Genomic DNA, 25,091 nt, shown 5'->3' with positions numbered 1-25,091 from the left:
ATGATATTGGCATTTTCGATAATGACTAAATTGCCATGTTTCCACTAATTTTAACTCACCCGCAATGGGATCCTGTCGCTCTGCATTTGGGACCTATCCAAGCCCACTGGTACGGGCTGATGTATTTACTGGCTTTTGCTGCCGCTTATGCGTTGGCTTGGTATCGCACTAAATCACGCCCAGACTGGAATGCCGACATGGTCGCTGACTTGGTATTTTATGGGGCGATGGGCGTGATTCTAGGCGGTCGTATCGGCTATGTGCTGTTTTATCAATTAAGCGAATTTTTAGCCAATCCGATGTATTTGTTCAAAATCAACCAAGGCGGTATGTCGTTTCATGGGGGATTTTTGGGTGTTGCCATCGCAATGCTATTTTTTGCCCGCAAATATAAAAAGAACATTTGGAATGTGCTAGATTTTATTATTCCCTGCGTGCCAACCGGACTACTGTTTGGGCGTATTGGCAATTTTATCAATGGCGAATTGTGGGGTCGGGTGTCTGACGGTGGTTACAACTGGCTGATGCTGTTCCCGCAAGCGGTCAATGAAGACAATGAACTGCTCAAACAAAGCCCTGCCCTGCAAAGCCTTGCGCAAACCTTTATGATTGATGGCAACAATTATTTGTTACTTCCCCGCCATCCGTCACAGTTGTATCAGGCTTTTACCGAAGGCGTGGTACTGTTTGTTTTGGTTTGGTGGTTTGCCAGTCGGCCGCGTCCGCGTATGGCGATTAGTGGCTTGTTTGTGATGGGCTACGGTATTGCACGTTTTATTACCGAATTCTTCCGCCAACCTGATGCTGACCAAGGTTTTATTTTATTAGGGTGGATGACAAAAGGGCAAATCTTAAGCCTACCGATGATTATCGGTGGTTTGGTTTTATTGATTTGGGCGTATAAAAACCAAATCTATGATTGGGGCAGTCAAAAGAATGTGGACTAACAAAGAAAACTAACCAAGGAACTCATCACCCATGATTACGTCAAAGAACGAACAAGCCTATTTGGATTTACTTAAACTGGTGCTAGCCAACGGCATACAAAAAGGCGACCGTACGGGTACGGGTACCATCAGCTATTTTGGCGCGCAGATGCGGTTTGATTTGAATGAGGGTTTTCCACTACTGACCACCAAAAAAATCCATACCAAAAGCGTGATTTATGAGCTGCTTTGGTTTTTAAAAGGCGATACCCACGTCCAATACTTGCAGGACAATGGTGTACGCATTTGGAATGAATGGGCAACCGCCGAGCAAACTGCCCGTTTTGGCAAGCCTGAAGGCGAACTTGGCGCGGTATACGGACACCAGTGGCGCAACTTCGGGGCAAGCAAAAAAGCGGACGGCAGCTACCATTCAGACGGTTTTGACCAAATCAGTTGGGTGGTCAATGAAATCAAAAACAACCCAAACTCGCGCCGTTTGATTGTCTCTGGCTGGAATCCTTTGGAGGCCAACGAAGTGGCCTTGCCCCCTTGTCATACCCTGTTTCAGTTTTTTGTCGCCGATGGCAAATTATCTTGTCAGTTGTACCAACGCTCGGCGGATTTGTTTTTGGGTGTACCTTTTAACATTGCCAGCTATGCCTTGCTTACCCACATGATAGCCCATGTGACCGGGCTTGGCGTCGGTGAGTTTGTGTGGACGGGCGGTGATTGTCATATCTATAACAACCATCTACAGCAAGTGCATGAGCAGCTTAGCCGCGAGCCGTTTGCCCTACCAAAACTTTGGCTCAACCCTGAAGTTACTGACATTTTTGCGTTTGATTTTAACGATATAAAAATTGAAAACTATCAAAGCCATGCCACAATTAAGGCTGAAGTCTCTGTATAAGCTTGCAGCCCAATGCCAAAACTCACAGCAATAAGGATAAATCATGAGTTATTCTAATGTGGAAGTCGCCCAAATCGTGGCGATGAGCCAAAACCGCGCCATTGGCAAAGACAATCAATTGCCTTGGCATATCTCTGAGGACTTGAAACATTTTAAAAAACATACCAATGGCGGTATCGTGATTATGGGTCGCAAGACCTTTGAATCCATGGGCGCAAAACCCTTGCCCAACCGTACCAATTTTGTGATTACCACCAATTTGGACTACCAAGTAGATGATGATGCCGTCATTGTGATGCACAACCTAGATGAAGCACTGACCCAAGCCTCGTCGCTCGCCCATGGTAAAGGTTTGCAAACGATTTGGGTAATTGGTGGCGAAAAAGTCTTCCAACAAGCCCTACTGTTTAGTGATCGCTTAGAAATCACCCATGTCGATACTGTGATTGACAATGCAGCGGCGTTTTATCCAGAGATTACCAGTGATTTTGTCAAAACATCAGAAAGTGAAAAATTCACGGATGAACAAAGCGGGTTAAGCTATCAGTTTGTCACTTACCAAAAAGCTTAAGCTTGACAGTGACGACTTAGTGCACAAAAAAACCACGTTATCTAACGTGGTTTTTTTGTGCATACATCAATGTATTATTTTGATTGTTCTTGAGATTTAACCGCTGAAGCAACAGGTGGGGCGATATTTGGGGTGTCACCTGTTTTGGCTTTAATCTCTGCTTTGGCTTCAGCCGTTGAGGCATTACGCGCTTCAATGGTCGATGTTTTTGCCGTAGCCGTTGGTGCAGAAGATGGCGTCATAGAGGCATTGTCTGGGCTGGCAACGGTGGCATTTGGACCTGTTGCGGTGTCTGCATTGGCAGTGGCGGTGGTGGTTTCACCTGCCGCAGGTGAGGTTGCCGCAGGCGTCGAACCCGCTGGTTTGGCAGCGGCGGCAGCAGATGCGGCGGCTTTGGCTTCTACTTCAGCATTGAGTTTTGCAACGTCAACGTGGTTACCAGCAGGGCGAACAATTGCTGAAATAAGGATTAATAAAACCACGCCTAGAAACGCTAAAACGCCAATTAAAGAATAACTAAGTTCTTTTTTGACATTGTTTTCCACGACTTCATGATGAGCCATCGTAAACCTCACTGTAAATCATTGGGGCAAGAGTTGTTGAATCTAAATGAATTCAAATCTAATTTATAACTATTATACGGAACTTTGTAACCATTATATACTAAATTTTTGCAATTGGTGACAAAACCTTACTGCATTTAAGGTTTTTAACGTGTTTTACGAACCAGCCAACTAATCAGTAGCAAGAGCGCTGCCAGTGCCAAGATAGGATAACTACCCCAGCGCATAAATGGCGTATTACCAACGCGCGATTGGATCTCACCCCGTAGCACCGTGCGTTCAAAGGCTGGCGCTTTGGCAACAATATTGCCTTTATCATTGATGATTGCGGTCACGCCTGTATTGGTCGCGCGCATAAACCAGCGACCGGTTTCAATCGAGCGCATTTGCACCATTTGTAGATGCTGTAATGGACCTGCCGATGTGCCAAACCAAGCATCATTGGATACCGTCAATAAAAAGTCGGTATTTTTGGCATTGCGGCGGGTGGTATCAGGATAGGCGACTTCATAACAAATCGCCACCCCGACTGGGTGGTTTTTGACTTGCAAGGGTGCTTGGTGCGCAGACCCACTGCGAAAACTCATGGTGCCACTCATCAAGTTTGGCAATGCCCAATCTAACATACCTTCAAACGGGATATATTCGCCCACGGGTACCAAATTTTGTTTCTTGTATAAGCCTTTGGCATCGGCGCCCAAAGCAATCACACTGTTGTAAAATGGCTCGTATTTATCAACTTTTGGGTCGTATTTATTGACATCGACATACGGAATACCGGTGAGCCATGCGCTATTGCTTTCGCGGGCTTGGGCAGCAATTTGGCTGATAAAGGGCATGGCGTCGGTCTGAAACATCGGAATTGACGACTCTGGCCATAAGATAATGTCCTGCCCCCATTCTGTTTTACTTAAGCCTGCATAGATACCCAGCGTTTGGATTTGGTACTCTTGCAGCCATTTTAAGTCCTGCGGAATATTGCCTTGCACTAACGAAACTTTTAGATTTGGTGTGCCTTTGGGGGTCGTCCATTGCGGGGCAATAAGCCACAGCGCAACGCTTGCCAGTAACATCACAGACGATGGAATTAAAAAACGGTATTTTTTTCGCGCCGCTTCCACCAGACTTGCTGAGACGAACACGGATACAAAGCTCAGCGCCAACACCCCAAAAATTGGGGCAAGGCTCGTCAGCCAAGGTTGCGCTGTATAAGCATAGCCCACGAATAGCCAAGGAAAACCTGTAAATAGCCAGGTTTTTAACCACTCTTGTACCACCCATAATGACGCAAAGCTTAGCGGCTGTTTTGCCACAAAGCGATTAAAAATGACTGCCAAGGCGCCATGAAACAATCCCATCCCCAAGCCAACAAAGCCAATCATCAGCAAAGCTAATAAGGTAGGGGTATCGCCGTAGGTATGAATCGAGGTAAACAACCAAAACGCGCCCACGCTCCACAATCCCATGCCATACATTTCACCGAGCCAAAACGCCCGCCAATTTGACATGGAGGGCAATAACAGCCAATACAGCACCAGTGGCGACAACAGTGCCACTATCCAAAAATTGTAAGGCGCTAACGCAAAGACAAATGCCGCACCCGCAAGCCAAGCCAGCACCAGTTTGGGTAACAGGGGCTGTTTGGTATTTGCAGATTTGGCACTATCGTGATGAGATTGTACAGAAAGTTGCTTTTTTAGGGACTGGGTAGTAAGACGCATTGGCGAGTATTGCCTTTAGGGTTAAACGGTTTTGCAAACATAAGTAATTGGACTAATCGTCGAGCTGATTATACCCTTTAACCAGTTCAATTTCTTGGATAAATCGACCATCTGCTGACAATACCGTCAAACGACAATCGTCAATAAAGACCGTTTGACCCAACACCTCATTGACTTCGCCAAGCTCTTGCATGACCAGTCCGCCCATACTGGTGACATCCTCACTATCAAAATGGGTACCTAGCTGTTCATTACAGTCTGAGACTGAGGTGATGGATTGCACAATCCATGTATCAGGCTGGTTGGGTACAGGCACTATATGATTGATATCGGTATCTTCTTCGATGTCGTCATGCTCATCAATGATATCACCGACAATTTCTTCGAGTAAGTCTTCCATCGTCACCACGCCTGCTGTCACCCCAAACTCATCAATGACGATTGCCATATGAATTTGGTTTTTTTGAAATAGACGCAGCAGGTTGTCAGAGCGCGCAGTTTCACTGATATAAATTGGCTGACGTACAATCGCTTCAAGATTAAAATGGTCAATATTTTGACCTTGCGCCTTGGCGACCAAAAATGGAATCAAATCTTTGGCAAGTAAGATACCCATCACCGTGTCTTTGTTGTCATCGGTAAATACAGGATAACGCGAGTGGGCGGTTTCCATATAGAGCGACATGATGTCTTGCAAGTTTTGGTGCTGGGTGATGCCTGCAACGTGGCTGACAGGGGTCATGATTTCTCGCACTTGAATGGCGGGTAAATCTAAGACACCCTCTAACATATCGACGGTGTCGGGCGCCAAAAATCGACGCGAATCATGTACCAATTTGACTAGTTCATCACGGGTTTCAGGGGCGGTGGATAGCCAGCGTTTCAGACCGCGTGACCAGCTACTGCTTTGCTGTTTGTTTGACAGGTGTGAACTCGAATTGTCGTCTGACATAGCCGACGAGACCCTCATATGGCGAAAGATTTTTTTACCTTACCTTAACCCCATGATGATTGCAATGGTATTTTTCTTAATTTTATTGTATTTTTTGGCTGATTTTACTCACCCATCAGCTTGCTCGGTGCTAGTAAAGTCTCGAATAACCAAGCGCTATTGGCGAATCCAATGAATCACCCGTTCTTCCTGCTCTAGCTCAGAAACTTCTGTTTCAGACTGACAGCGTCCCGCCACGCTGATATTTTTTTGGCGCATCATGGCTTGTGTCACGGCAGCATCTTGAGTGAGGAGTAAATGCCAGCTTGGCAGTTGTTGCCCGTAGTACAAGCGCTTGTAGGCGCAGCTTGCCGGTAGCCAGTACATCTCGCCAATGTTATCGATGGTTAGGCTGATGCAATCGGGCACATAGTCGCGCCTTGTTGGGTAATGCTGGCAAGCCCCTGTGGCACAATCAAGCAGTCGACAGGCGACATCACTGTATTCAACTTCATCGGTGTCATCGTCTTTAAATTTAATCAAACAACACGCCCCACAGCCATCGCACAAGGCTTCCCATTCAGCTTGGGTCAATTGTTCTAACGAAAATCGCTCCCAAAATTGCGGGCGTAAGGTAACAGATTGGCTCATTATGTTTCCAACTTTCGGCTTGTATAAAACAGTGACAGTATTATAACGGAAAATACGATGATTTCAGTATACAGTAGTGCCTATATTAACCGTTGCACTGACTTGCCACGCTCTCATTAGCGTATGAATCCAGCGTTTTTATAACGCCAGTGTCTTATAACAATAGCAACCAATCATATATTTACCATAACATAAGGATCCATGATGCCAATTCAAATTTTACAACTCGAATCTACCACCACCGATGGCGTGGAGCTCAAAAGCTATGTCTGTCTACCAGAATCAGCGAGCCACGACAATCCTGCCCCAGCGATTTTGGTGGCGCCTGAATGGTGGGGCGTGGTTGAGCACCCACAAAAAGTCACTGAGCGTTTAGCCGAAGCGGGTTTTGCTGCCGTCGCCATGGATGTGTATGGCGAAGGTAAACTGACCACAGATGCCGCCCAAGCCAATGAATGGATGAGCCAAATGCTCGCCGACCAAGACATGTTGATGGCGCGCTGTAAACTCATTATGGATGACTTTACTGACCTTGAAGCTGTTGACACAAACCGTCTTGGCGCAATTGGTTTTTGCTTTGGCGGCAAAATCGCCCTAGACATGGCGCGTGAAGGTTTCCCGCTCAAAGCAGTGGCGACTTTCCACGGCAACCCTGCCCCAAAACAACCGGCACAAAAAGGCAAATTCACCGCCAAAGTGTTGGTGGCACATGGTGAAGCCGATAGCATGGTGTCAATGGATGCCATTGAAGGGCTAAAAAAAGAGTTGGACAACGCCGATGTAGAGTACACAGTCGATGTGTACGAAGGTGCCAAACACGGCTTTACCAATCCTAATGCTGACAAACGCGCCGAAGAAAATGGCGTGGACTTGGGCTATGATGCGGATGCCGCAAAAGCCAGCTGGGATAAAATGATTGCGTTTATGCGGGACAATCTTGTATAACATACAGTTGCATCCTAACAGCAAAAGCAATATCTGTGACGATATTGCTTTTTTTATGTCTATGTCCCAGTTTGAGTGCAGCTTTGTTAAGTCTGTTGTCAGTCACTATTGAATACTAACCAGAAAGTCTTATATAGCTATCACGATAGTAACCCGATGGTGAATTTTGAACGCACATCCGAATACCAGCCACTCAACGATGCCAAGTCCCAATCAGCACTTAAGCCACAATTATACCCAAGCGCATACCGAAGCGCATACCAAAGCGCAGCTTGATAGTTTTGCACCGCGTATTTTGACTTGGTTTGACCATAGCGGGCGTCATGATTTGCCGTGGCAGCAGCATCAGCTTGACACGCCAGACCCCTATCCGGTGTGGTTATCTGAAATCATGCTACAGCAGACCCAAGTGGCGACGGTAATTCCTTATTTTGAGCGATTTATGGCAAGTTTTCCCACCGTGCAGGATTTGGCAAACGCATCTTGGGAGCAAGTCGCTGAGCACTGGGCAGGACTGGGTTACTATGCGCGTGCGCGCAACCTGCATAAAGGTGCCAAGCAGCTGGTGGATATCATCGAGCAAACTGGTAAATTTCCGCAAACGGTTGCCCACTGGGAGCAGATTTCAGGGGTGGGGCAATCTACGGCAGGCGCGATTGTGGCGATGGGTGTCAGAGCTGACCAATATGGCGGTGACAGGGGGGTGATTTGCGATGGTAATGTCAAACGTGTGCTGACCCGCTGGGCAGGTATTGACGGCGATATCACCAAAACTGCCACAACCAAAGCGCTTTGGCAACTTGCCGAGCGCCTAACACCGACCCGTGATAGCGGGCACTACGCCCAAGCGATGATGGATATGGGGGCGACGCTATGCACCAAAGCCAAACCTGCCTGCCTACTGTGTCCAGTGCAAGCCGACTGCGTGGCAAATGCCCAAGGTAAGCAAAGTTTTTATCCGGTAAAAAGTAAAAAATCGCCCAATCCGTCTAAGTTTTCGCTAGCGTTAAAGCTGGTTTGCGATGACAAAACCTTGTGGCTACAACGTCCTGACACTGGGATTTGGGGCGGACTGTGGTGTTTACCATTGGCCTTTGTCAAAAAACAACCGGGGGCAAAAAATACAGGCGCGCCGCTACTGGCAACCTGGCAGCAAGAGGCGACGTTTGAAGCAGAATATAACACCGCTGAGCAGATTATCTTCGAGTTCTTACAAGCTGAGCAGCTGCTAAATATCCAGCAGGTTAATTTAGATAGCACTGATACTGTCAAACATAGCCTTACCCATTTTCATTGGTTTTTGACCCCGCTCACCATGACGCTGACGATAGAGCAGGGTATGCGGCTAACTCAAACACTGCAACAAGCGCTGCAAACGCTGTCATGGGTAGAAGATTCAGCGCAAAACAGCTTAGCAAAACCGAAAGCCATGCAACTATTGGTGAGTAGTTAAAGCTTGTAGAATCGTCGCAGGTAGTAAGTCGGGGATGATAGTTATGTTAAGATTGGCCTGCCGTAATAACATTTGCTGTGCAATACGCGACTGCAATACCAAATAATAACAGCTGGCAGCCATTTCAGTGCCTAATGTTAGTTGTTGCCAGTTTTGCCAGGCGGTCAAACTTGAGATGAGTACAACGATGGGTTGGTTGTGGCTCTGATGTTGCTGCCAAACCGCGAATGCTTGGGTGGTTGTGCTTGGTAAAACCCGTTGGTACAAGTTTAGCAAATGCACTTGCACACCTTTTGCCGCCAATGTATCTGCCAATAATTCTCGCCCGCCGATGCCGCGCCATACCTGCAAATAATCGCCTTTACCAAGCGCTTGGATTACCGGCAAATTCAATAGCCCTTCATTGTTTTGAGTACGTTTTTCACCGGGAAAAGTAACCGTAGGCGCTGGCAACTCTGTGATCTGCTGCCAAGTCTGTTTAAAGCAATTTGCGGTTTTGTCACCCACCGCAACCCATGTAATCTTTTTGGACAATTCCGTTAGCTTGACCGAGGTGGCAAGCCTTGCTAAGCCATACTTTACTGCCGCTTCACTGACTAGCACCACCACTTGATAACGGTCAATCGATTGTAAAACTGCCCGCTCTGCGACTGTTAGCGGCTTTTCTACCAACGTCAACAGCGGCAGCTCAATCACTGCAACACCATGCTGGCGCAAAAATAGGCTTAGCGCTTTGGCTCGCTGATCGGGTCTGGTATTGATAAATTGCATCGCTATGCGTATCGTTCAATATCAGCGGTCTTGATAAATCTGCGCCAAGATTTTGTCTGCACCCTGTGCAATGAGCGCTTCAGCCACCACCACGCCCACGGCTTCGGCAATTTGCTCAGACTCCCGTACGTCATCAACTAACGCGTTATGATGCTCAGCTTTTAACAAGGTTTTACCATCTACACTGCCGACACGACCCTGTAAATAAATTTGTCCATCTTTAATGGTAGCAAAGCCTGCAATCGGCACTTGGCAACCACCCTGCAAATGACGATTCATGGCGCGTTCTGCCATCACGCATAGACGGCTTGGCTCGTCATTGAGCGATTTTAATAGTGCCAGCACATCGGCATCATCACTTCGGCATTCAATGGCAAGCGCACCTTGTCCGACCGCTGGCAAACTGATATGCGTATCAAGTTCATGGCGGATACGATCGGTAAGCCCCAAACGCGTCAAGCCACTGGTTGCCAAAATAATGGCATCATACTCACCTGCATCTAGCTTGGATAAGCGCGTGCCTACATTGCCGCGTAGGCTGATAATCTCTAAGTCAGGACGATATTGCTGAATTTGGCATTGACGGCGTAAACTTGAGGTACCAAGTTTAGCGCCTTGTGGCAACGCATCTAGACTTTCATAGTGATTTGATATGAAGGCATCGGTTGGCTGCTCACGCTCACAATATGCGCCAAGCGTCAGACCTTCAGGAAGCACCATGGGTACATCTTTGAGCGAATGCACGGCGATATCGGCACGTTTTTCATACAAGGCTTGCTCAAGCTCTTTAACAAACAGACCTTTTCCGCCGATTTTGGCTAGCGGGGTATCTAGGATTTTGTCGCCTTTGGTGACCATCGGTACTAGATTGACGGTCAGGCTTGGGTACAGCGCTTGCAACCGCGCTTGGATATGTTCAGCTTGCCACAATGCAAGCGGGCTTTGGCGAGTAGCGATATTTAAAGTGGTTAACGTAGTCATAGCAGTATCTTTTTTAGCAAGCAATAAAAATGCCCAACTCTCTAAGCTAGGCATTTGTCAGATGGGTATCTGTCAGTGATTCAGCGAGTTAGGCAACAGTATAGCAAAATGTCAGGCTAATTACTCTTACGGCTCATTGAAGTAGACGCAAACATACGAAAGCCTACGCTACATTGATTGGATTTTATCGCGTAGTGATGGCAAATGACGGCGACTAACGGCAAGCTGGTCGGGCAAACCTTTGAAACGCACTTGGTACTGACCTTGGTCAATCGCTTCAAGCATTTCTAGGTAGTTAACATTGATTAACGCATTGCGATGGATACGAAAGAACGCATCCCCAAATTCTTGCTCAAGCTCTTTGAGGGTTTCATCAATTAAAACCGTGCCGCCTTTATGACGGATTTGCACATATTTTTGGTCCGCTGTAAAGTAATAAATATCTTGCAGCGCAATCAGCTCCACACCACGATGGGTACGCGCCGCAATATGCTGACGATTGGACTGTGCTAACGGGTCTTCTAATCGACTGATTTCATTGAGCTGTGCATTACTAAGCAATGACGCTCTTGATAGTACCTGTAACAACTCTTCTTTGTTGGCAGGCTTTAGCAAATAGCCAATTGCGTGTGCTTTGAATGCAGCAATCGCATAATGGTCGTACGCGGTCACAAAAATAATGGCTGGTGGATTATTAAGTTCATTAAGCTCTTTGGCGCAGCGGATACCATCCATTTCTGGCATACGAATGTCTAACAAAATTACATCGGGTGCGGTTTCTTTGACTTTTGCAATGGCCTCAATACCTGTGGCTGCCTGTGCAACAACCTCATGTCCTTCTTCTCTTACGATGCGTGTTAGCCTCTCTCGGGCCAATGGCTCATCGTCACAGATCACAACTCTCATTGTTTACTCCTTTGCTCCTTTGAGGTCAAAAACACCTGTATTTGACCCTACAAGTCTTACTTTCTTCACAATCTAATGCCAAATCCAACACAACCGCTTAGTGAGCAATCAAACACTCATAAAATACCGCTTAACTGATTAGATAAACTAATAAACGCATTGTTTTAAGTAGACGCAAATTAATATACCATAGTTTGTTAGATAAAATGTGAAATGCCGCGTCAGATTGGTGACTTTTTTATGCCAATTCCGACTAACAAAATGACTGGGCTAAAAAGCCGCGACATCTTTGAGGGGATAACGAATTTGAGTCACTAACAAATGTCCAGATAATTCAAAGTGAATGCTGGCTTCATGACCAAAGTACTGACGTAAAATTGCCAGTTGACTGTTAAACTGCAGTTTTTGGTGAATATCTTGACAAATCAGCTGATACGTCGTGGTCGGCAGCTCAATTTCGACATCAATTTTGGCAACATCGTTTTGCCAATCGATACTAATAATAATGTGAATGGGGTCGGTGCTGTTTTCAACAATCAGTACGATCAGTTTTTCAATCACTATTTGTAGCGATAACGAGGTAATCACCATGTCATAGAGCAAATCTTCATCGGGCAAATGCCAAGTTACTTTCAGCTTTTTATCAAAACGGTATTTTTCGATGCTCAAATAGCTTTCGCATAGCGCCATCTCATCAAGTAGCGCAATCTCACGCGTCTCATCAAAGCTCACCCGATACAGATTTGAGATATGACAAATCATTCTCTCGGCTTCATACGCATCGGTTTCTATCAGATATTGCATAGTATTGAGTAGGTTAAAGAAAAAATGCGGGGTGATACGCGCCTTTAACTGCTCGTTTTGCTCGATGAGTTTTTGTTGGTTACGCAGTTCAGCGCGGCGAATATTTTGATACTGTATCTCAAAAAAAGTGAGCAGCACCGCTATCATCAAAAAAGCACATAAAGTATTCACCAGGGTTTCTAGTATCAGCGTATTTAAACTGACTTCATAGCCCAGTGTGAAAAATAACAGCAACCGACCTAGCAAACTCAGTACCGGCACGATAATAAACGAGGTCGATAGCAGATAGGCGGTGATTTGTTTTGAACGCCAATTAAATTCTCTGAATTTTTTGGCAGAATTCGCCAAAAAAATCATTTCACCCGTCACAACTAAGCTAGTAATCACCACCGTTTCAATGCTATGACGGATAATCAAACTGATATCATGGGTAAAAGTTAACAGCGTTACAATCGAAACCAGTGAATAAAACGCAATATAGCTTACCCACAGTTTGATGGTCTGTTTTTCGCTCATATTGGGCAGGAAAAAGGTGCTGGTGAGCGGCTCTTTAATCCGCTTGAGTGAAATTTGTGAGGCATCCTCAGTTTTTGCTATACTAGCCCTAGATTTTGCAGAGGGAAATAACAGCTCCAGCAATCTCATTGTTTTTATTCCTTTCACACTTACACAAAAAATGGACGTATTATGAGCAATCAAATTTCCGCTGATTCTAGCACATCTAGTATGTGGGGTGGACGTTTTAGCGAAGCCACTGACAGTTTTGTCGCTGAATTTACCGCGTCTGTCGGATTTGACCAACGTTTTGCCAATCAAGACATTGCAGGCTCGATTGCTCATGCCACCATGCTTGCTAAAGCGGGGATTATTACCGAGGCAGACAAAGACCAAATCGTTGGCGGTTTGACCCAAATCAAACAAGAAATCGCCGATGGCAAATTTGTTTGGTCAGTGGCGCTTGAAGACGTGCACATGAATGTGGAGTCTCGTCTGACCGCTATTATTGGCGATGTCGGCAAAAAACTGCATACAGGTCGTAGTCGTAATGACCAAGTCGCAACCGATATCCGTTTATATCTGCGTGACCAAACCGATATTATTTTAGGATTGTTAAAACGTCTACAAACGGGCTTACTGGATTTGGCAAGCGAGCATACCGACACTATCATGCCAGGCTTTACCCATCTGCAGACCGCGCAGCCTGTCAGTTTTGGTCATCATGTGATGGCATGGTTTGAGATGCTAATGCGTGATAGCGAGCGCTTGATTGATGGTCGAAAACGTATCAACCAAATGCCCCTAGGCGCCGCAGCGCTGGCAGGTACGACTTATCCGATTGAGCGGGAATTTACCGCACAGCTATTAGGCTTTGAAGGGATTTGTCAAAATTCGCTGGATGCCGTATCCGACCGTGATTTTGCCATTGAATTTGCCAGTAGCGCAAGCCTGTTAATGATGCACTTGTCACGTATGAGTGAAGAAATCATCTTGTGGATGTCAGCGCAATTTGGGTTTGTGGTCGTCCCTGATCGTTTTTGCACGGGCTCATCGATTATGCCACAGAAGAAAAACCCCGATGTGCCAGAGCTGGTACGGGGTAAAGCTGCACGCGTGTTTGGCGATATGATTACCCTATTGACATTGATGAAAAACCAACCGCTGGCTTACAACAAAGACAACCAAGAAGATAAAGAGCCGTTATTTGACGTGGTAGATACTGTAACAGGCTCTCTACTTGCTTTTGCTGATATGCTACCAAACTTGATTCCAAACAAAGAAAATATGCGTGCCGCGACCATGAAAGGGTATGCGACCGCCACCGATTTGGCGGATTATCTAGTGCGTAAAGGCTTAGCCTTCCGCGACGCGCATGAAGTAGTGGGTAAAGCAGTAGCGTTAGGTGTGCAAAAAGGCGTGGATTTGAGTGAATTGTCGCTCGATGAGCTTCAAGGCTTTAGTGATTTGATTGGTGAGGACGTATTTGAATATCTGACCCTTGAAGGTTCGCTCAATGCCCGTAACCACATCGGCGGTACAGCGCCCAATCAAGTCAAAATGGCGATTGAGCGTGGGCGTGAGCGTATCGAACAATTAGGTTATTAATATGCCAAAACTGTTCTCGTATGGCACATTACAACAAGAAAATGTACAGCTTGCCACCTTTGGGCGTACACTGGTGGGTAGTAAAGACCAACTCATTGGCTACCAGTTGGGTGAAATCGAAATCACCGATGACGATGTGCTCGCCAAAAGTGGCAAACGTTTTCATCCGATACTACTTAAAACCAACAACCCAACCGACAAAGTGGCAGGTGTGATTTTTGACATTACCGATGATGAGCTTGCCCAAGCCGACCGCTACGAAGTCGATGCCTACGCACGAGTGGAAGGTCACTTTGACAGTGGCGCTACCGCTTGGATTTATGCCGATGCAAGCGATTTAGACTAGCAACTATTAAAAGGATAACAAATGGAAACTTATAACCCCGCTGACCACATGGTCATGTGCCGTAAATATAAACAAAAGCTACCCAAAATGCCAAAACCGCCGTTCCCTAACAAGCTTGGTGAAGAATTGCAAAACACCGTGTCTGCCAAAGCGTGGAACGAATGGCTTGAGCACCAAACCATGCTCATCAATGAAAATCACTTGAGCATGATTGACCCAGAAGCTAAAAAATTTATTACTGAGCAGCGCAATAAATTTTTGGATAATGAAGACTACGAACGCCCCAAAGGCTGGACAGCGCAAAAATAACCTTTAGCATGTATTCAACAAGTCTATGACAAGGATTTTCAATGTCTCAATCGATTGAAACTATTGACCAAAAAACACGGTTAAAATCTATTTTAGGCGGTTCAGCGGGTAACATGGTCGAATGGTACGACTGGTATGCGTATGCAGCTTTTACCTTATATTTTGCCCCTGTATTTTTTCCAAAAGGCAACCAAACGGCTCAATTGCTGAGTGCCGCAGCGATTTTTGCGGTGGGTTTTGTCATGCGACCGATCGGTGCATGGATAATGGGCGTTTATGCGGACAAGAAAGGTCGTAAAGCAGGTCTTACGCTATCGGTAACATTAATGTGCTTAGGCTCACTGATGATTGCTGTGACACCTGGTTATGACAGTATTGGAATTTTTGCCCCAATTATGTTGGTGACTGCTCGTTTAATTCAAGGTATCAGTGTAGGCGGTGAATATGGGGCTAGCGCCACTTACCTCAGCGAGATGGCGGGTAAAGACAAGCGCGGATTTTTTTCCAGTTTTCAATATGTTACGCTGATTTCTGGGCAGTTAATTGCGCTAGTGCTTCTGATTATTCTACAGCAAGTTTTAACCCCTGCTGAGCTCAAAGCTTGGGGCTGGCGGATTCCGTTTGTCATTGGGGCTTTGTTGGCGTTTTTTGTATTTTATATTCGCCGTGGCTTGCTTGAGACAGAATCCTTTAATAAAGTTGATACCAGTAGTTCGCAAAAAAAATCCGGCGCATTGGCTTTATTTAAAGAACACCCGAAAGCGGCATTTACGGTCATTGGATTGACGGCAGGCGGTACATTGGCATTTTATGCTTACACCACTTATTTGCAAAAATTCTTGGTCAACACGTCAGGGTTTAGTAAAGAGTCGGCTACCCAAATCACCGCTATTGCGTTATTTATTTTTATGCTCTTGCAACCTGTCGCTGGGGCATTATCCGATAGAATCGGGCGTAAACCGCTGATGATAGGATTTGGTGTGATGGGGGTGTTATTTACTTACTTTATTTTTAGCACCTTAGCAGGCACGACAGACCCGTGGATGGCGTTTGCGTTATGTTTGTTTGGTTTGATAATTGTCACAGGCTATACGTCAATTAATGCGGTCGTTAAAGCTGAAATGTTCCCTGCGCATATTCGTGCGTTGGGCGTGGCGTTACCCTATGCGATTGCCAATACTTTGTTTGGCGGTACAGCCGAGTATGTGGCATTGTCCTTCAAGCAAGCAGGCCATGAAGAATGGTTTTTCTTATATGTGACGATTATGATTGGGATTTCATTGATTGTTTATACTCGTATGAAAGATACCAAAGAGCATAGCTTAATTAATCATGACTAGCCCACCCATAAAAGGCTAAAGTTAGCTAACAAAAAACCCCAAATAGATTTATTTGGGGTTTTTGCTTTTTTGGTGTTGATTAAACCATGACAATCAAAGTTTAACCCATTTAGGCAAATAATAAATAACGCAGTTAAAGCCTTAAGCTTGCGCTTCTTCTTTACGCACTGACAGTTTTTCACGGATACGTGCTGATTTACCAGAACGGTCACGTAGGTAGTAAAGTTTGGCACGGCGTACATCACCACGACGTTTTACTTCAATCTTTGCAATTTGTGGTGAATGGGTTTGGAACGCACGTTCAACACCTACACCACTAGAGATTTTACGTACGGTAAACGCAGAGTTTAAGCCGCGGTTACGTTTAGCGATAACAACACCTTCAAATGCTTGTAGACGCTCACGGTCGCCTTCACGCACTTTTACTTGTACGACAACAGTGTCACCAGGACCAAAACTTGGTACGTCTTGCTTAAGCTGGCTATTTTCGATTTGTTGAACCAAAGGATGTTTGTTACTCATGAGATTTTCTCCTCTCACTGGGGACAGAGGCTAAGCTGACTAAGGTTAGTTGATGTCAGCAAATGCGCATACTCCCCGCTAATTTTATGTGCCTTGATAGCAATCGACACGATTAGGGCATCCGTCAAGTGGATGAATCTGGGTTGCTGTCTTTAGCAGATTGCGCTGCTTCTTTCAGCCATTTTTGTTGCTGTTTGGTTGGCACAAAGGCTTGCCACAAATCAGGACGTCTTAACTGGGTGCGTGTTGCCTGCTGAATAAATCGCCACTTGGCGATGTTGGCATGATGCCCTGACAACAGCACGTCAGGCACTTTCATCCCTTGATATTCAGTCGGTTTGGTATATTGTGGACAATCGAGCAAGCCATCCACGAAGGAGTCTTGCTGCGCCGATAAATCATCGCCCATCACATTGGGCAAACGGCGTATCACACTATCCATCAACACCATCGCGGGCAATTCACCGCCTGTCAACACGTAATCACCAATTGAGCATTCGATATCGACAGACTGACTCAGTAGTCTTTCATCGATGCCTTCATAACGACCGCATAATAAAATCAAGCCGTCATATTGGCAAAAATCAAGCACCCTGCTTTCGCTCAGTGTCTTGCCTTGTGGCGATAAATACACCACAGGACAGCTTTTACCACGCGCATTGGCTTGCGTTTTAGCGTAGTCGATGGCTTTTTGTAACGGCTCTGCCATCATCACCATGCCGGGACCCCCACCAAACGGACGCTCATCGATACGACGATAATTGTCTGTGGTAAAGTCTCTTGGGTTAATCAGCAAGATTTCCGCTTGCTTGCGAGCCAGCGCCCGCCCAGTGATGCCAAAATCGGTGATACTTGCGAACATATCGGGTAAAATGGTTATCACCGCAAAAAACATACGCTATTCTCACTATAAACTGGCACTTTAATCTACTAAAACATCAGTGTTAGTAATCACTGCCCCAATCGACCATCAAGGTCTGCTCGGCTAAATTCACCTCGCCAATGGTCTGTTTGTGCCAAGGAATCAATCGTTCTTCGCCATCGACACTATCAGCAGTCGGCTCGACTACCATAATGGCATGTGCCCCTGTTTCAAACAGCTCTTTTACACGTCCTAAAATGACATTTTCTGACTGGCTAATCACTGTCAAACCAATCAAATCTGACCAATAATATTCGTCTTCTGCAAGCTCAGACAGATTGTTTTTTTCTGCCCAAAGGCTCACGCCAAACATAGTTTCTGCGATATTGCGGTCGGGTACTTCGTTAAGTTGTACCACGTAGCCTTTACCTTGTTGTCGCCAGTTTTTTACCGTCAAGGTCTTTTGACCCATGGCAGTATTGATGACCCAAGGCTGCATATGAAATATCGCTTCACGGTCTTCAGTAAAGCTAAATACCCATAGCCAGCCATGAATGCCATAAGGCTTTTTTAGCTCGCCGATTTTAAACAGCGATGTGTTAGCCTCATTGGTATGCAAGTCTGTCGGTTGTTTTGCCATATTAAAGTCCGCTCTACTTAATTTTTATAAAAAATTAAGCAGTTGCTTGTGCTTTGCTAGCTGCTTTAAATAAAGCGGCAACACGGTCAGAAGGTTGTGCGCCTTTGTTGATCCATGCTTGGTAAGCGTCAGCGTTGATGCGTAGTGGCACTTCTTGACCTTGCGCTAGTGGGTTAAAGAACCCGATGTTTTCGATGTAACGACCGTCACGGGCATTGCGTGAGTCGGTTACCACGATTTGATAAAATGGGCGTTTTTTCGCACCACCGCGTTGTAAACGGATAACTACCATAATGTTCTCTCTGTGAATGCAATCAATTGAATCTAGTTCAGTGGTTAGAGCCTAAAAGACCCAAACAATTGAAAAAACGGTATAAATACAGTTTTAGCAAAGTTTAGGTACACCAAAAAGGGCAATAGTTTAGCATATTTTTATCAAAATCAATAGCTTTTTGGGGTAAATTTTGACTTTTTATATTTAGCGCAAGTTTAATCACATTGAAGCTATGCCATCACCCACCAGTCCATAAAACCAGTCCATAAAAAAGGCGCAAATGAGCGCCTTTTTTATGCTTGAATAGCCAATTATCGTATTATCTTATCATCGTTTCAATCAGCACATACACCCCTGCCCCGACCAGATAGCCAATCAGTGCAAGCCAAGTGATTTTTTTCATGTACCACATAAAGGGGATTTTCTCCATCCCCATCGCTGCCACGCCCGCGGCTGAGCCGATAATCAAACAGCTGCCGCCTGTCCCCGCACAATAAGCCAAAAACTCCCAAAACATGCCATCTTGACGAAACAGCTCAAGGCGCGCCGCTTCAGCTGCAGCCGCTTGCGCGATACTGGCATCAGTGGTCAGCGGATACATATTCATTGCCCCTGCTACCAAAGGTACATTGTCCACGATTGAGGATAATAAGCCAATCATGACATTGATGACATATACATTGCCAAAAGTGGCATCCAGCCATTTTGCTACGTCACCGAGTATGCCCGCAGTGGCAAGCGCTGCCACCGCCAATAAAATACCGAGGAAAAATAAAATACTGGGAATATCAATACGGCTTAATACGCCTTCAACCCCGATACGCTCACGGATATAGTCATCTTGGTGACGGTGCATGATTTCAGTGACCATCCACAGTACAGCCAAGCCAAACAACACGCCCACATAAGGGGGCAAATGGGTAAGGGTTTTAAAAATTGGCACAAATGCCAATGCACCCAAACCCAGCAGTAACACTGTCATGCGCGTTTTTTGACTGATGCTGTCTTGGGCGTTTGATTTGATGGTAGCACGTAGGCTTTCGATACGCTGCTCTATAGGCATGCTAGCCAATTCACTGTCAGATTCTTGTCCGCTTGGCAGTACAGGTGCGGTCACGGTTTGACCCTTTAGCTGCATCATCACCAAGCCCATTGGGATTAATGTACATACGATACTTGGGATAAACACATTTGCCATAATACCCGTTGCGGTAATCTGCCCGCCAATCCATAGCATGGTGGTGGTGACATCACCCACAGGTGACCAAGCGCCGCCTGCATTGGCCGCAATCACAATAAGACCGGCAAAATACCATCGCATTTTTTGATCATCGATGATTTTTGACACCAGTGATACCATCACAATGGTGGTGGTTAAGTTGTCGAGTAACGATGAGAGAAAAAAGGTGATAATGGTAATAATGGCGAGTAGCTTACTGGCATTTTTGGTATGAATTTTATCGGTAATCACTCGAAAGCCATCATGCGCATCAATCAGTTCAACAATCGCCATCGCGCCCATCAAGAAGAACAAAATCTCGGCGATTTCTGCCAAATGCTCACGTAACTGCTCGCCGACAAAATGCAAAGAATCTTGATGATTGGCAAGACTGGCGATCACCGAATGGTTGGCAACAAGCGTATCGATACCAAAGCTCAGCAGTACCCATAACGCAATCGCAGTCAGTAGCGCGCTGGCAGCTTTGTTGACATGGATGTTGTGCTCAAAGGCAATCGCCATGTACCCTAATATAAAAATCCCTGCTATGACCACGTATAACATTATCGCTACCCCTGTTATGCTAATACCCACATGCAAAATATCTTAACCTTAGTCGGCATTATACGGTAAAATTATCGCCAAATTCTAGCGACACGCATTTTGACCAACCTTGCTCAATTTGAGCCAACCGACAACAGGACAGCCCCATGACGACGTTATCAACTACGCCAACTTTAATTATCCCTGCCATTGACCTCAAAGACGGCAAATGTGTCCGCCTAAAACAAGGGCGTATGGAAGATGATACCGTATTTAGTGACGACCCTGTGGCAATGGCAAGCCGCTGGGTAAAAGAAGGCGCTCGACGCTTGCATTTGGTGGATTTAAACGGTGCTTTCGATGGCGTGCCTGTGCATAAAGACGTCGTCACCGCGATTGCCAAAGCCTACCCAAATTTACCCATTCAACTCGGTGGCGGTATCCGTAGCCTTGATACCATCCGTCATTATCTAGAAGCAGGTTTGAGCTATATTATTATCGGTACCAAAGCGGTCGAACAACCTGAATTTGTTGAACAAGCGTGTCAAGAATTTGCCGGTCATATCATTGTGGGCATTGATGCCAAAGACGGCATGGTAGCGACGCATGGCTGGGCAAATGTCACCGATGTCAAAGCGGTGGATTTGGCAAAACGCTTTGCTGATGCAGGTGTATCTTCTATCGTCTATACTGATATTGCGCGTGATGGCATGATGCAAGGCGTCAATGTCGAGCAAACAGTCAACTTGGCAAAAGAAGGCGGTATTCCGGTGATTGCCTCAGGTGGGGTGACGGATTTACAAGACATCGAAAACCTAAAACCCTACAGTGATTATCTTGAAGGTATCATTACAGGCCGTGCTATTTATGAAGGTACCCTCGATATTGCTGCGGCGCAGGCGCTTCTCGATAGCTAGCAGGCGCTTCTCGATAGCTAAATGATATCTAATTCGCTATATGACGGAAGGTCAGATTAATTCTACCTTCCGTTACTTTTTTGGTTTTAGGCAGGCTGTGTAACCAATGGCGCTGGGTTTGTCCGCGCATGACAATTAGCTGTCCATTTTGCAAGGGAATCTCGACTTTTTCCTTGGTGATGCGGTGCTTAAATACAAATTTACGGGTTGCCCCTAATGAGACAGACGCGATAATGGGTTCATTACCCAGTTCGCTTTCATTATCGGCATGGTAGCCCATACCATCATCGCCTGTGGGGTAATAATTAAACAAACAGGCGTTAAAATTTGCGCTCATATGTTGCTCAGCCAGCAGCAATTCTATGTGCTGTTTTAATGCCAAAACATCTGCTGTCCAAGGCGTTGCCGTCTTGCGTTGTCCAGAATAGTGATAATCGTTTTCACTCATCCACACGATTTGGCGGTGGGTGACATGGGTTTTGCCAAAAATTGTGACAACGTCATGCTGCCAAGGTAACTGCGTTAAAAAATGCCGATAAAGCGCATTGGGCTCATAAGCGGGGTTGTCAAAAACCTGCCCAAAATCATTGACAATGCCATCGTAGGGCAATAAATTCTCGTTGGGATTGGCGGCAAATAAACTCATGTTAGCTTGTCAACTTCAGCTTTTGAAAAATGAGCTTGGCGCATAATTCTGGTGCTTCAAGTGGCAATAAATGTCCATAGTCATTGAGCACCGTCATTTGCTCCTTGGGCACGAATGTATCCCACATCTGGCGCACTTGTTGACTGATAAACATCGACGGCTTACCGATAATTAACTGCACAGGTACTTTGTTGTCGGCAATAAGCTGTTGTAATGGCTTCATAATCAGCGGTGTACCAAAATAATTGGCGAGTTCTTGCTTGGGTGAAAAACGTAGCGTGAGTTCAGCCTGCTCACCTGCCTCTAGACTATTTTTGGCATAGGTTAAAAGGTGCTCATCGGTGATACGTTTGTACGCTTTATGACGGCGAAGAAACTGATAATACGCATCCACACTGCCCCAGTTGGCTTGTTTGACTTGGGTGCTTTTAAAGGGTTCTCGGGTCATTTTCACCATGCGTGGCACCAGGCTGTAAAGCTTGCCTTGCTGGTTGGTAAAGGTGACAGGCTCAAGCAAATAAAGCGCGCTAAACAAATCTGGGCGTTTGGCAGCTGCCATGGTGGTGGCCGTTGCGCCTTGTGAGTGCCCGATACCGATGACGGGCTTGCCGTCTCGCTCTGCTAGGGTGGCTTGCAAGAACTCAATCAAGATATCGGCGTCCTGTTCCCGCGTCAGCGCGGTTTCGGTCGGTTTATCGTACCATTCCCCCCGCATGGTTAGCGCGGTGATGTTAAGATGTTGCGCCAAGTCGATCAAGAGCGGCTCATAGACGCCTAGGGCAAAGCCGTTGCCGCCGTAAAAATGGGCAGTCTGGCTGGCGGTGGGGTTTTTAATGTTATAGTATTTGGCGTTTTTGCCATTTAGATTGATGCGTTGTTCTTCCATGCCAATTGTCCTAATTAATCACTTTTTTAGCCACTTTTTAGTGACTAAAAGGTGACTAAAAAGTGACTTGGTTACTTGATTATAAGACCCAGTGAAAAATTATGGCTACCCCTTTTGTGACTTGGCATTCACCCTTGCCGTTGGGCGGTATCAAATCTAGCGTAAGTTAGCACGTCTTTTATTTAATCATCTTCGCCAAGAAAACCGCCACTTTGTCTTGCCCATAATTTGGCATACACGCCATTTTGAGCCAATAGCTGCGCATGGCTACCTTGCTCGACGATTTGCCCTCTATCCATCACCACCAATCTATCCATCGACGCAATTGTCGATAATCGGTGGGCAATCGCAATCACGGTCTTGCCTGCCATCATATCGTTAAGGCTGTCAGTGATGGCGTATTCCACTTCGCTATCGAGTGCTGAGGTCGCTTCATCCAGCAGCAAAATCGGGGCATTTTTGAGCATCACACGGGCGATGGCAATGCGCTGGCGTTGTCCACCCGAGAGTTTGACCCCTCGTTCACCGACTTGGGTATCCAAGCCGACATTGCCTTTGGCGTCGCTTAGATGTTGGATAAACTCCCATGCATGCGCTTGTTTGGCGGCGCTGATGATTTGCTCATCGGTGGCATCTGGGCGACCATAGGCAATATTTTCTCGCACGGTGCGGTGTAGTAGTGAGGTATCTTGGGTGACCATGCCGATTTGTTGGCGTAAGCTCTCTTGGGTGACATCGCTGATGTTTTGATTATCAATTAAAATCGCACCACCATCGACATCATAGAAACGCAGTAGCAAATTCACCAAGGTTGATTTACCTGCGCCAGAGCGTCCCACTAGACCGATTTTTTCACCTGCCTTAATTTCAAGGTTAAAGTCATCGAGTAGTTTTTGCTTGGCATCGGCATCATTGGTTTTATTGCCACTGCGGCCATAATTAAAATCGACATGGCTAAAGTTGATTTCGCCTTGCGTGATGATTAAATCCCTAGCATTCGGCTTATCTACCACGGTATGCGGTTTTGACAAGGTTTTCATGCCGTCCTGCACGGTACCGATATTCTCAAACAATGCCGCCGTTTGCCACATTATCCAGTGGGTCAACCCGTTAAGACGCATCGCCATTGCAGTCGCTGCCGCAATCGCCCCTACGCTTAAGCCGTTGTAATACCACAGGTACAAACCGAGCGCCACCGTAGTACCGACCAATACCACATTAATCAAATGATTGACCAGCTCAAGGCGGGACACCCAGCGCATTTGCTCATGCACCGTACCCAAAAACTGGCTCATCGCATCTTTGGCATAGGTCAACTCACGGCGAGAGTGGCTAAATAATTTTACTGTCGTGATATTGGCATACGCATCCGTAATCCGCCCTGTCATCAAGGCACGGGCATCGGCTTGGCGACTGGCAGAATTTTTAAGCTTGGGGATAAAATACGCCACAGTGGCAAAAAACATCACCATCCACAACAGAAATGGGATAAGTAGCCAACCATCAAGGTGAAATAAAATAATGCCACTACTGACAAAATACACCAATACATACACCAGCATATCGGCAATGGTCATAATGGTATCGCGTACCGCAAGCGCGGTTTGCATCACCTTGGCAGACACCCGACCGGAAAACTCGTCTTGATAAAACTGCATGGATTGACCGAGCATTTGACGGTGAAAACGCCAGCGCATCTGCATCGGGAACACGCCTTGCAGGGTCTGAAAATGAATCAGCGAACTTAAGCCCACCAAAATCGGGCTGACCACCAACACAGCCGCCATCATTAGCAAACTATTGCCTTTTTCTGACCACAGATTAGCGGGCGTATAAGCACCCAGCCAGTTGACGATATCGCCAATCCACTTGTACAGTAGCGACTCATACACGCCTATCAAGCCCGTCAAGAACATGAAGGCAAAAATCCAACCGCGCAAGCCCTTGGTACACGCCCACAGAAACTTCAGAAAATTATCCGTTGGTAGGTTGTAATTGTCTTCTGGATAGACTTCCAGACGATTTTCAAAAAAACGAAATAAACCCATAATTGATTATCAGTAGTTTAAAATTATCTGTGTTATTTTAGCAGATATTGAGGATTGATAGCAGGGTTGCTGACGGCGAGCTACAATCCTTTACATACAAGTAAACAATTTTCAACTTAATCCTAAGCGGTATTTACCAAAACTTTTTTATCGCCATAAAAAAGCCATTATCCTAGAATAATGGCTTTTTTTGAGGCTTTTTTTGCTACTTATTCAGCCGCTACAATATTGGATTAAAAGTACTAAAATAAACCCCACTCTCAACACTTTTAAGCGGGGTTGAAACAAAGAAGGCATGAA

The 25,091-nt window shown here is 45.9% G+C and carries 26 protein-coding genes; 10 read left to right on the top strand and 16 right to left on the bottom strand.

Features of this window, described 5'->3' with window-relative positions; all coding sequences use genetic code 11:
• Positions 1-47: 47 nt before the first annotated feature.
• Genes lgt through RT084_RS02990 form a run of 3 tightly spaced genes read left to right on the top strand, consistent with a single transcriptional unit; the run spans position 48 to position 2,410 of the window.
• Entirely contained in the window at positions 48-947 is a 900-nt protein-coding gene (gene lgt, locus RT084_RS03000) for a prolipoprotein diacylglyceryl transferase (RefSeq protein ID WP_065253968.1), read from the top strand.
• 31 nt (positions 948-978) lie between these two features.
• Positions 979-1,839 (top strand): thymidylate synthase, encoded by an 861-nt coding sequence (locus tag RT084_RS02995; protein WP_095356690.1) that lies wholly within the window; start codon positions 979-981, stop codon positions 1,837-1,839.
• Between the two features lie 43 nt (positions 1,840-1,882).
• Positions 1,883-2,410, top strand: a complete 528-nt coding sequence (locus RT084_RS02990; RefSeq protein WP_095356689.1) for a dihydrofolate reductase — start codon at positions 1,883-1,885, stop codon at positions 2,408-2,410.
• A gap of 74 nt (positions 2,411-2,484) precedes the next feature.
• On the opposite strand, the gene RT084_RS02985 is transcribed toward RT084_RS02990, so the two are convergent.
• The 4 genes from RT084_RS02985 to RT084_RS02970 form a co-directional block, all read right to left on the bottom strand.
• Entirely contained in the window at positions 2,485-2,973 is a 489-nt protein-coding gene (locus RT084_RS02985) for a hypothetical protein (protein ID WP_065253848.1), read from the bottom strand.
• 146 nt (positions 2,974-3,119) lie between these two features.
• Positions 3,120-4,694 (bottom strand): apolipoprotein N-acyltransferase, encoded by a 1,575-nt coding sequence (gene lnt / locus RT084_RS02980; protein WP_312384668.1) that lies wholly within the window; start codon positions 4,692-4,694, stop codon positions 3,120-3,122.
• A gap of 52 nt (positions 4,695-4,746) precedes the next feature.
• A complete protein-coding gene (locus RT084_RS02975; protein ID WP_135887611.1) occupies positions 4,747-5,646 on the bottom strand; it encodes a CBS domain-containing protein in 900 nt (299 codons plus the stop codon).
• 156 nt (positions 5,647-5,802) lie between these two features.
• Positions 5,803-6,276: a YcgN family cysteine cluster protein gene (locus RT084_RS02970; protein ID WP_312384666.1), complete on the bottom strand. Its 474-nt coding sequence runs from the start codon at positions 6,274-6,276 to the stop codon at positions 5,803-5,805.
• 204 nt (positions 6,277-6,480) lie between these two features.
• Here RT084_RS02970 and RT084_RS02965 point away from each other — a divergent pair, with 204 nt between their 5' ends.
• Positions 6,481-7,221 (top strand): dienelactone hydrolase family protein, encoded by a 741-nt coding sequence (locus RT084_RS02965; RefSeq protein ID WP_312384664.1) that lies wholly within the window; start codon positions 6,481-6,483, stop codon positions 7,219-7,221.
• Positions 7,222-7,387: 166 nt separating this feature from the next.
• A complete protein-coding gene (mutY, locus tag RT084_RS02960; protein ID WP_312384663.1) occupies positions 7,388-8,674 on the top strand; it encodes an A/G-specific adenine glycosylase in 1,287 nt (428 codons plus the stop codon).
• Here the strand turns inward: mutY and RT084_RS02955 are convergent.
• The 4 genes from RT084_RS02955 to RT084_RS02940 all read right to left on the bottom strand — a co-directional run bounded on the left by RT084_RS02955 (position 8,657) and on the right by RT084_RS02940 (position 12,781).
• On the bottom strand, positions 8,657-9,445 hold the full coding sequence (locus RT084_RS02955; RefSeq protein ID WP_312384660.1) for a uroporphyrinogen-III synthase: 789 nt from the start codon (positions 9,443-9,445) through the stop codon (positions 8,657-8,659). The genes mutY and RT084_RS02955 overlap by 18 nt on opposite strands.
• Before the next feature lie 21 nt (positions 9,446-9,466).
• Positions 9,467-10,426: a hydroxymethylbilane synthase gene (gene hemC, locus RT084_RS02950; protein ID WP_312384658.1), complete on the bottom strand. Its 960-nt coding sequence runs from the start codon at positions 10,424-10,426 to the stop codon at positions 9,467-9,469.
• Positions 10,427-10,594: 168 nt separating this feature from the next.
• Complete coding sequence (locus RT084_RS02945) at positions 10,595-11,332, bottom strand: LytR/AlgR family response regulator transcription factor (RefSeq protein ID WP_100269386.1); 738 nt, start codon at positions 11,330-11,332, stop codon at positions 10,595-10,597.
• Between the two features lie 270 nt (positions 11,333-11,602).
• Positions 11,603-12,781: a histidine kinase gene (locus RT084_RS02940; RefSeq protein ID WP_312384653.1), complete on the bottom strand. Its 1,179-nt coding sequence runs from the start codon at positions 12,779-12,781 to the stop codon at positions 11,603-11,605.
• An 81-nt stretch (positions 12,782-12,862) separates the two neighbouring features.
• On the opposite strand from RT084_RS02940, the gene argH reads away from it, so the two are divergent.
• The 4 genes from argH to RT084_RS02920 are packed head-to-tail and all read left to right on the top strand — an operon-like array spanning position 12,863 to position 16,234.
• Entirely contained in the window at positions 12,863-14,239 is a 1,377-nt protein-coding gene (argH, locus tag RT084_RS02935) for an argininosuccinate lyase (protein WP_312384823.1), read from the top strand.
• A 1-nt stretch (position 14,240) separates the two neighbouring features.
• The gene (locus RT084_RS02930) at positions 14,241-14,585 is read left to right on the top strand and encodes a gamma-glutamylcyclotransferase family protein (RefSeq protein ID WP_312384650.1); all 345 of its coding nucleotides are present in this window, start codon (positions 14,241-14,243) and stop codon (positions 14,583-14,585) included.
• A gap of 21 nt (positions 14,586-14,606) precedes the next feature.
• Entirely contained in the window at positions 14,607-14,894 is a 288-nt protein-coding gene (locus RT084_RS02925; RefSeq protein WP_007115982.1) for an oxidative damage protection protein, read from the top strand.
• Between the two features lie 41 nt (positions 14,895-14,935).
• Entirely contained in the window at positions 14,936-16,234 is a 1,299-nt protein-coding gene (locus RT084_RS02920; protein ID WP_312384648.1) for an MFS transporter, read from the top strand.
• Between the two features lie 141 nt (positions 16,235-16,375).
• Here the strand turns inward: RT084_RS02920 and rplS are convergent, their stop codons facing one another.
• The 5 genes from rplS to RT084_RS02895 form a co-directional block, all read right to left on the bottom strand.
• Positions 16,376-16,756, bottom strand: coding sequence for a 50S ribosomal protein L19 (rplS, locus tag RT084_RS02915; RefSeq protein WP_007115984.1), 381 nt, complete (start codon positions 16,754-16,756; stop codon positions 16,376-16,378).
• 124 nt (positions 16,757-16,880) lie between these two features.
• Positions 16,881-17,651 carry a tRNA (guanosine(37)-N1)-methyltransferase TrmD gene (gene trmD / locus RT084_RS02910; protein WP_312384646.1) on the bottom strand — a complete coding sequence of 257 codons (771 nt, stop codon included), beginning with the start codon at positions 17,649-17,651 and terminating at the stop codon, positions 16,881-16,883.
• A 49-nt stretch (positions 17,652-17,700) separates the two neighbouring features.
• Positions 17,701-18,258, bottom strand: coding sequence for a ribosome maturation factor RimM (gene rimM, locus RT084_RS02905; protein ID WP_282841656.1), 558 nt, complete (start codon positions 18,256-18,258; stop codon positions 17,701-17,703).
• Positions 18,259-18,292: 34 nt separating this feature from the next.
• Positions 18,293-18,550 (bottom strand): 30S ribosomal protein S16, encoded by a 258-nt coding sequence (gene rpsP / locus RT084_RS02900; RefSeq protein WP_007115987.1) that lies wholly within the window; start codon positions 18,548-18,550, stop codon positions 18,293-18,295.
• A 301-nt stretch (positions 18,551-18,851) separates the two neighbouring features.
• A complete protein-coding gene (locus RT084_RS02895; protein WP_313097601.1) occupies positions 18,852-20,315 on the bottom strand; it encodes an SLC13 family permease in 1,464 nt (487 codons plus the stop codon).
• A 146-nt stretch (positions 20,316-20,461) separates the two neighbouring features.
• Between RT084_RS02895 and hisA the strand changes: the two genes are divergently transcribed.
• Complete coding sequence (gene hisA / locus RT084_RS02890; protein WP_095356674.1) at positions 20,462-21,211, top strand: 1-(5-phosphoribosyl)-5-[(5-phosphoribosylamino)methylideneamino]imidazole-4-carboxamide isomerase; 750 nt, start codon at positions 20,462-20,464, stop codon at positions 21,209-21,211.
• 28 nt (positions 21,212-21,239) lie between these two features.
• Here the strand turns inward: hisA and RT084_RS02885 are convergent, their stop codons facing one another.
• The 3 genes from RT084_RS02885 to RT084_RS02875 all read right to left on the bottom strand — a co-directional run bounded on the left by RT084_RS02885 (position 21,240) and on the right by RT084_RS02875 (position 24,791).
• Complete coding sequence (locus RT084_RS02885; protein ID WP_065253860.1) at positions 21,240-21,857, bottom strand: alpha-ketoglutarate-dependent dioxygenase AlkB family protein; 618 nt, start codon at positions 21,855-21,857, stop codon at positions 21,240-21,242.
• Position 21,858: 1 nt separating this feature from the next.
• The gene (locus tag RT084_RS02880; RefSeq protein WP_282841653.1) at positions 21,859-22,743 is read right to left on the bottom strand and encodes an alpha/beta fold hydrolase; all 885 of its coding nucleotides are present in this window, start codon (positions 22,741-22,743) and stop codon (positions 21,859-21,861) included.
• Positions 22,744-22,925: 182 nt separating this feature from the next.
• Positions 22,926-24,791 (bottom strand): ABC transporter ATP-binding protein, encoded by a 1,866-nt coding sequence (locus RT084_RS02875; protein WP_312384640.1) that lies wholly within the window; start codon positions 24,789-24,791, stop codon positions 22,926-22,928.
• Between the last annotated feature and the right edge of the window lie 300 nt (positions 24,792-25,091).

Source organism: Moraxella sp. CTOTU48717 (genome assembly GCF_032057165.1).
Taxonomy (GTDB): domain Bacteria; phylum Pseudomonadota; class Gammaproteobacteria; order Pseudomonadales; family Moraxellaceae; genus Faucicola; species Faucicola tetraodonis.
The sequence above is the reverse complement of the archived record's forward strand: the minus strand, read 5'-3'. Positions and strand labels throughout refer to the sequence as shown.

Coding starts and splice junctions, on each gene's coding strand:
- RT084_RS02995 (WP_095356690.1), top strand. CDS start 979: ATGATTACGTCAAAGAACGAACAAGCCTATTTGGATTTACTTAAACTG.
- RT084_RS02990 (WP_095356689.1), top strand. CDS start 1,883: ATGAGTTATTCTAATGTGGAAGTCGCCCAAATCGTGGCGATGAGCCAA.
- RT084_RS02985 (WP_065253848.1), bottom strand. CDS start 2,973: ATGGCTCATCATGAAGTCGTGGAAAACAATGTCAAAAAAGAACTTAGT.
- lnt (WP_312384668.1), bottom strand. CDS start 4,694: ATGCGTCTTACTACCCAGTCCCTAAAAAAGCAACTTTCTGTACAATCT.
- RT084_RS02975 (WP_135887611.1), bottom strand. CDS start 5,646: ATGTCAGACGACAATTCGAGTTCACACCTGTCAAACAAACAGCAAAGC.
- RT084_RS02970 (WP_312384666.1), bottom strand. CDS start 6,276: ATGAGCCAATCTGTTACCTTACGCCCGCAATTTTGGGAGCGATTTTCG.
- RT084_RS02965 (WP_312384664.1), top strand. CDS start 6,481: ATGCCAATTCAAATTTTACAACTCGAATCTACCACCACCGATGGCGTG.
- RT084_RS02955 (WP_312384660.1), bottom strand. CDS start 9,445: ATGCAATTTATCAATACCAGACCCGATCAGCGAGCCAAAGCGCTAAGC.
- hemC (WP_312384658.1), bottom strand. CDS start 10,426: ATGACTACGTTAACCACTTTAAATATCGCTACTCGCCAAAGCCCGCTT.
- RT084_RS02945 (WP_100269386.1), bottom strand. CDS start 11,332: ATGAGAGTTGTGATCTGTGACGATGAGCCATTGGCCCGAGAGAGGCTA.
- RT084_RS02940 (WP_312384653.1), bottom strand. CDS start 12,781: ATGAGATTGCTGGAGCTGTTATTTCCCTCTGCAAAATCTAGGGCTAGT.
- argH (WP_312384823.1), top strand. CDS start 12,863: ATGTGGGGTGGACGTTTTAGCGAAGCCACTGACAGTTTTGTCGCTGAA.
- RT084_RS02930 (WP_312384650.1), top strand. CDS start 14,241: ATGCCAAAACTGTTCTCGTATGGCACATTACAACAAGAAAATGTACAG.
- RT084_RS02925 (WP_007115982.1), top strand. CDS start 14,607: ATGGAAACTTATAACCCCGCTGACCACATGGTCATGTGCCGTAAATAT.
- RT084_RS02920 (WP_312384648.1), top strand. CDS start 14,936: ATGTCTCAATCGATTGAAACTATTGACCAAAAAACACGGTTAAAATCT.
- rplS (WP_007115984.1), bottom strand. CDS start 16,756: ATGAGTAACAAACATCCTTTGGTTCAACAAATCGAAAATAGCCAGCTT.
- trmD (WP_312384646.1), bottom strand. CDS start 17,651: ATGTTTTTTGCGGTGATAACCATTTTACCCGATATGTTCGCAAGTATC.
- rimM (WP_282841656.1), bottom strand. CDS start 18,258: ATGGCAAAACAACCGACAGACTTGCATACCAATGAGGCTAACACATCG.
- rpsP (WP_007115987.1), bottom strand. CDS start 18,550: ATGGTAGTTATCCGTTTACAACGCGGTGGTGCGAAAAAACGCCCATTT.
- RT084_RS02895 (WP_313097601.1), bottom strand. CDS start 20,315: ATGTTATACGTGGTCATAGCAGGGATTTTTATATTAGGGTACATGGCG.
- hisA (WP_095356674.1), top strand. CDS start 20,462: ATGACGACGTTATCAACTACGCCAACTTTAATTATCCCTGCCATTGAC.
- RT084_RS02885 (WP_065253860.1), bottom strand. CDS start 21,857: ATGAGTTTATTTGCCGCCAATCCCAACGAGAATTTATTGCCCTACGAT.
- RT084_RS02880 (WP_282841653.1), bottom strand. CDS start 22,743: ATGGAAGAACAACGCATCAATCTAAATGGCAAAAACGCCAAATACTAT.
- RT084_RS02875 (WP_312384640.1), bottom strand. CDS start 24,791: ATGGGTTTATTTCGTTTTTTTGAAAATCGTCTGGAAGTCTATCCAGAA.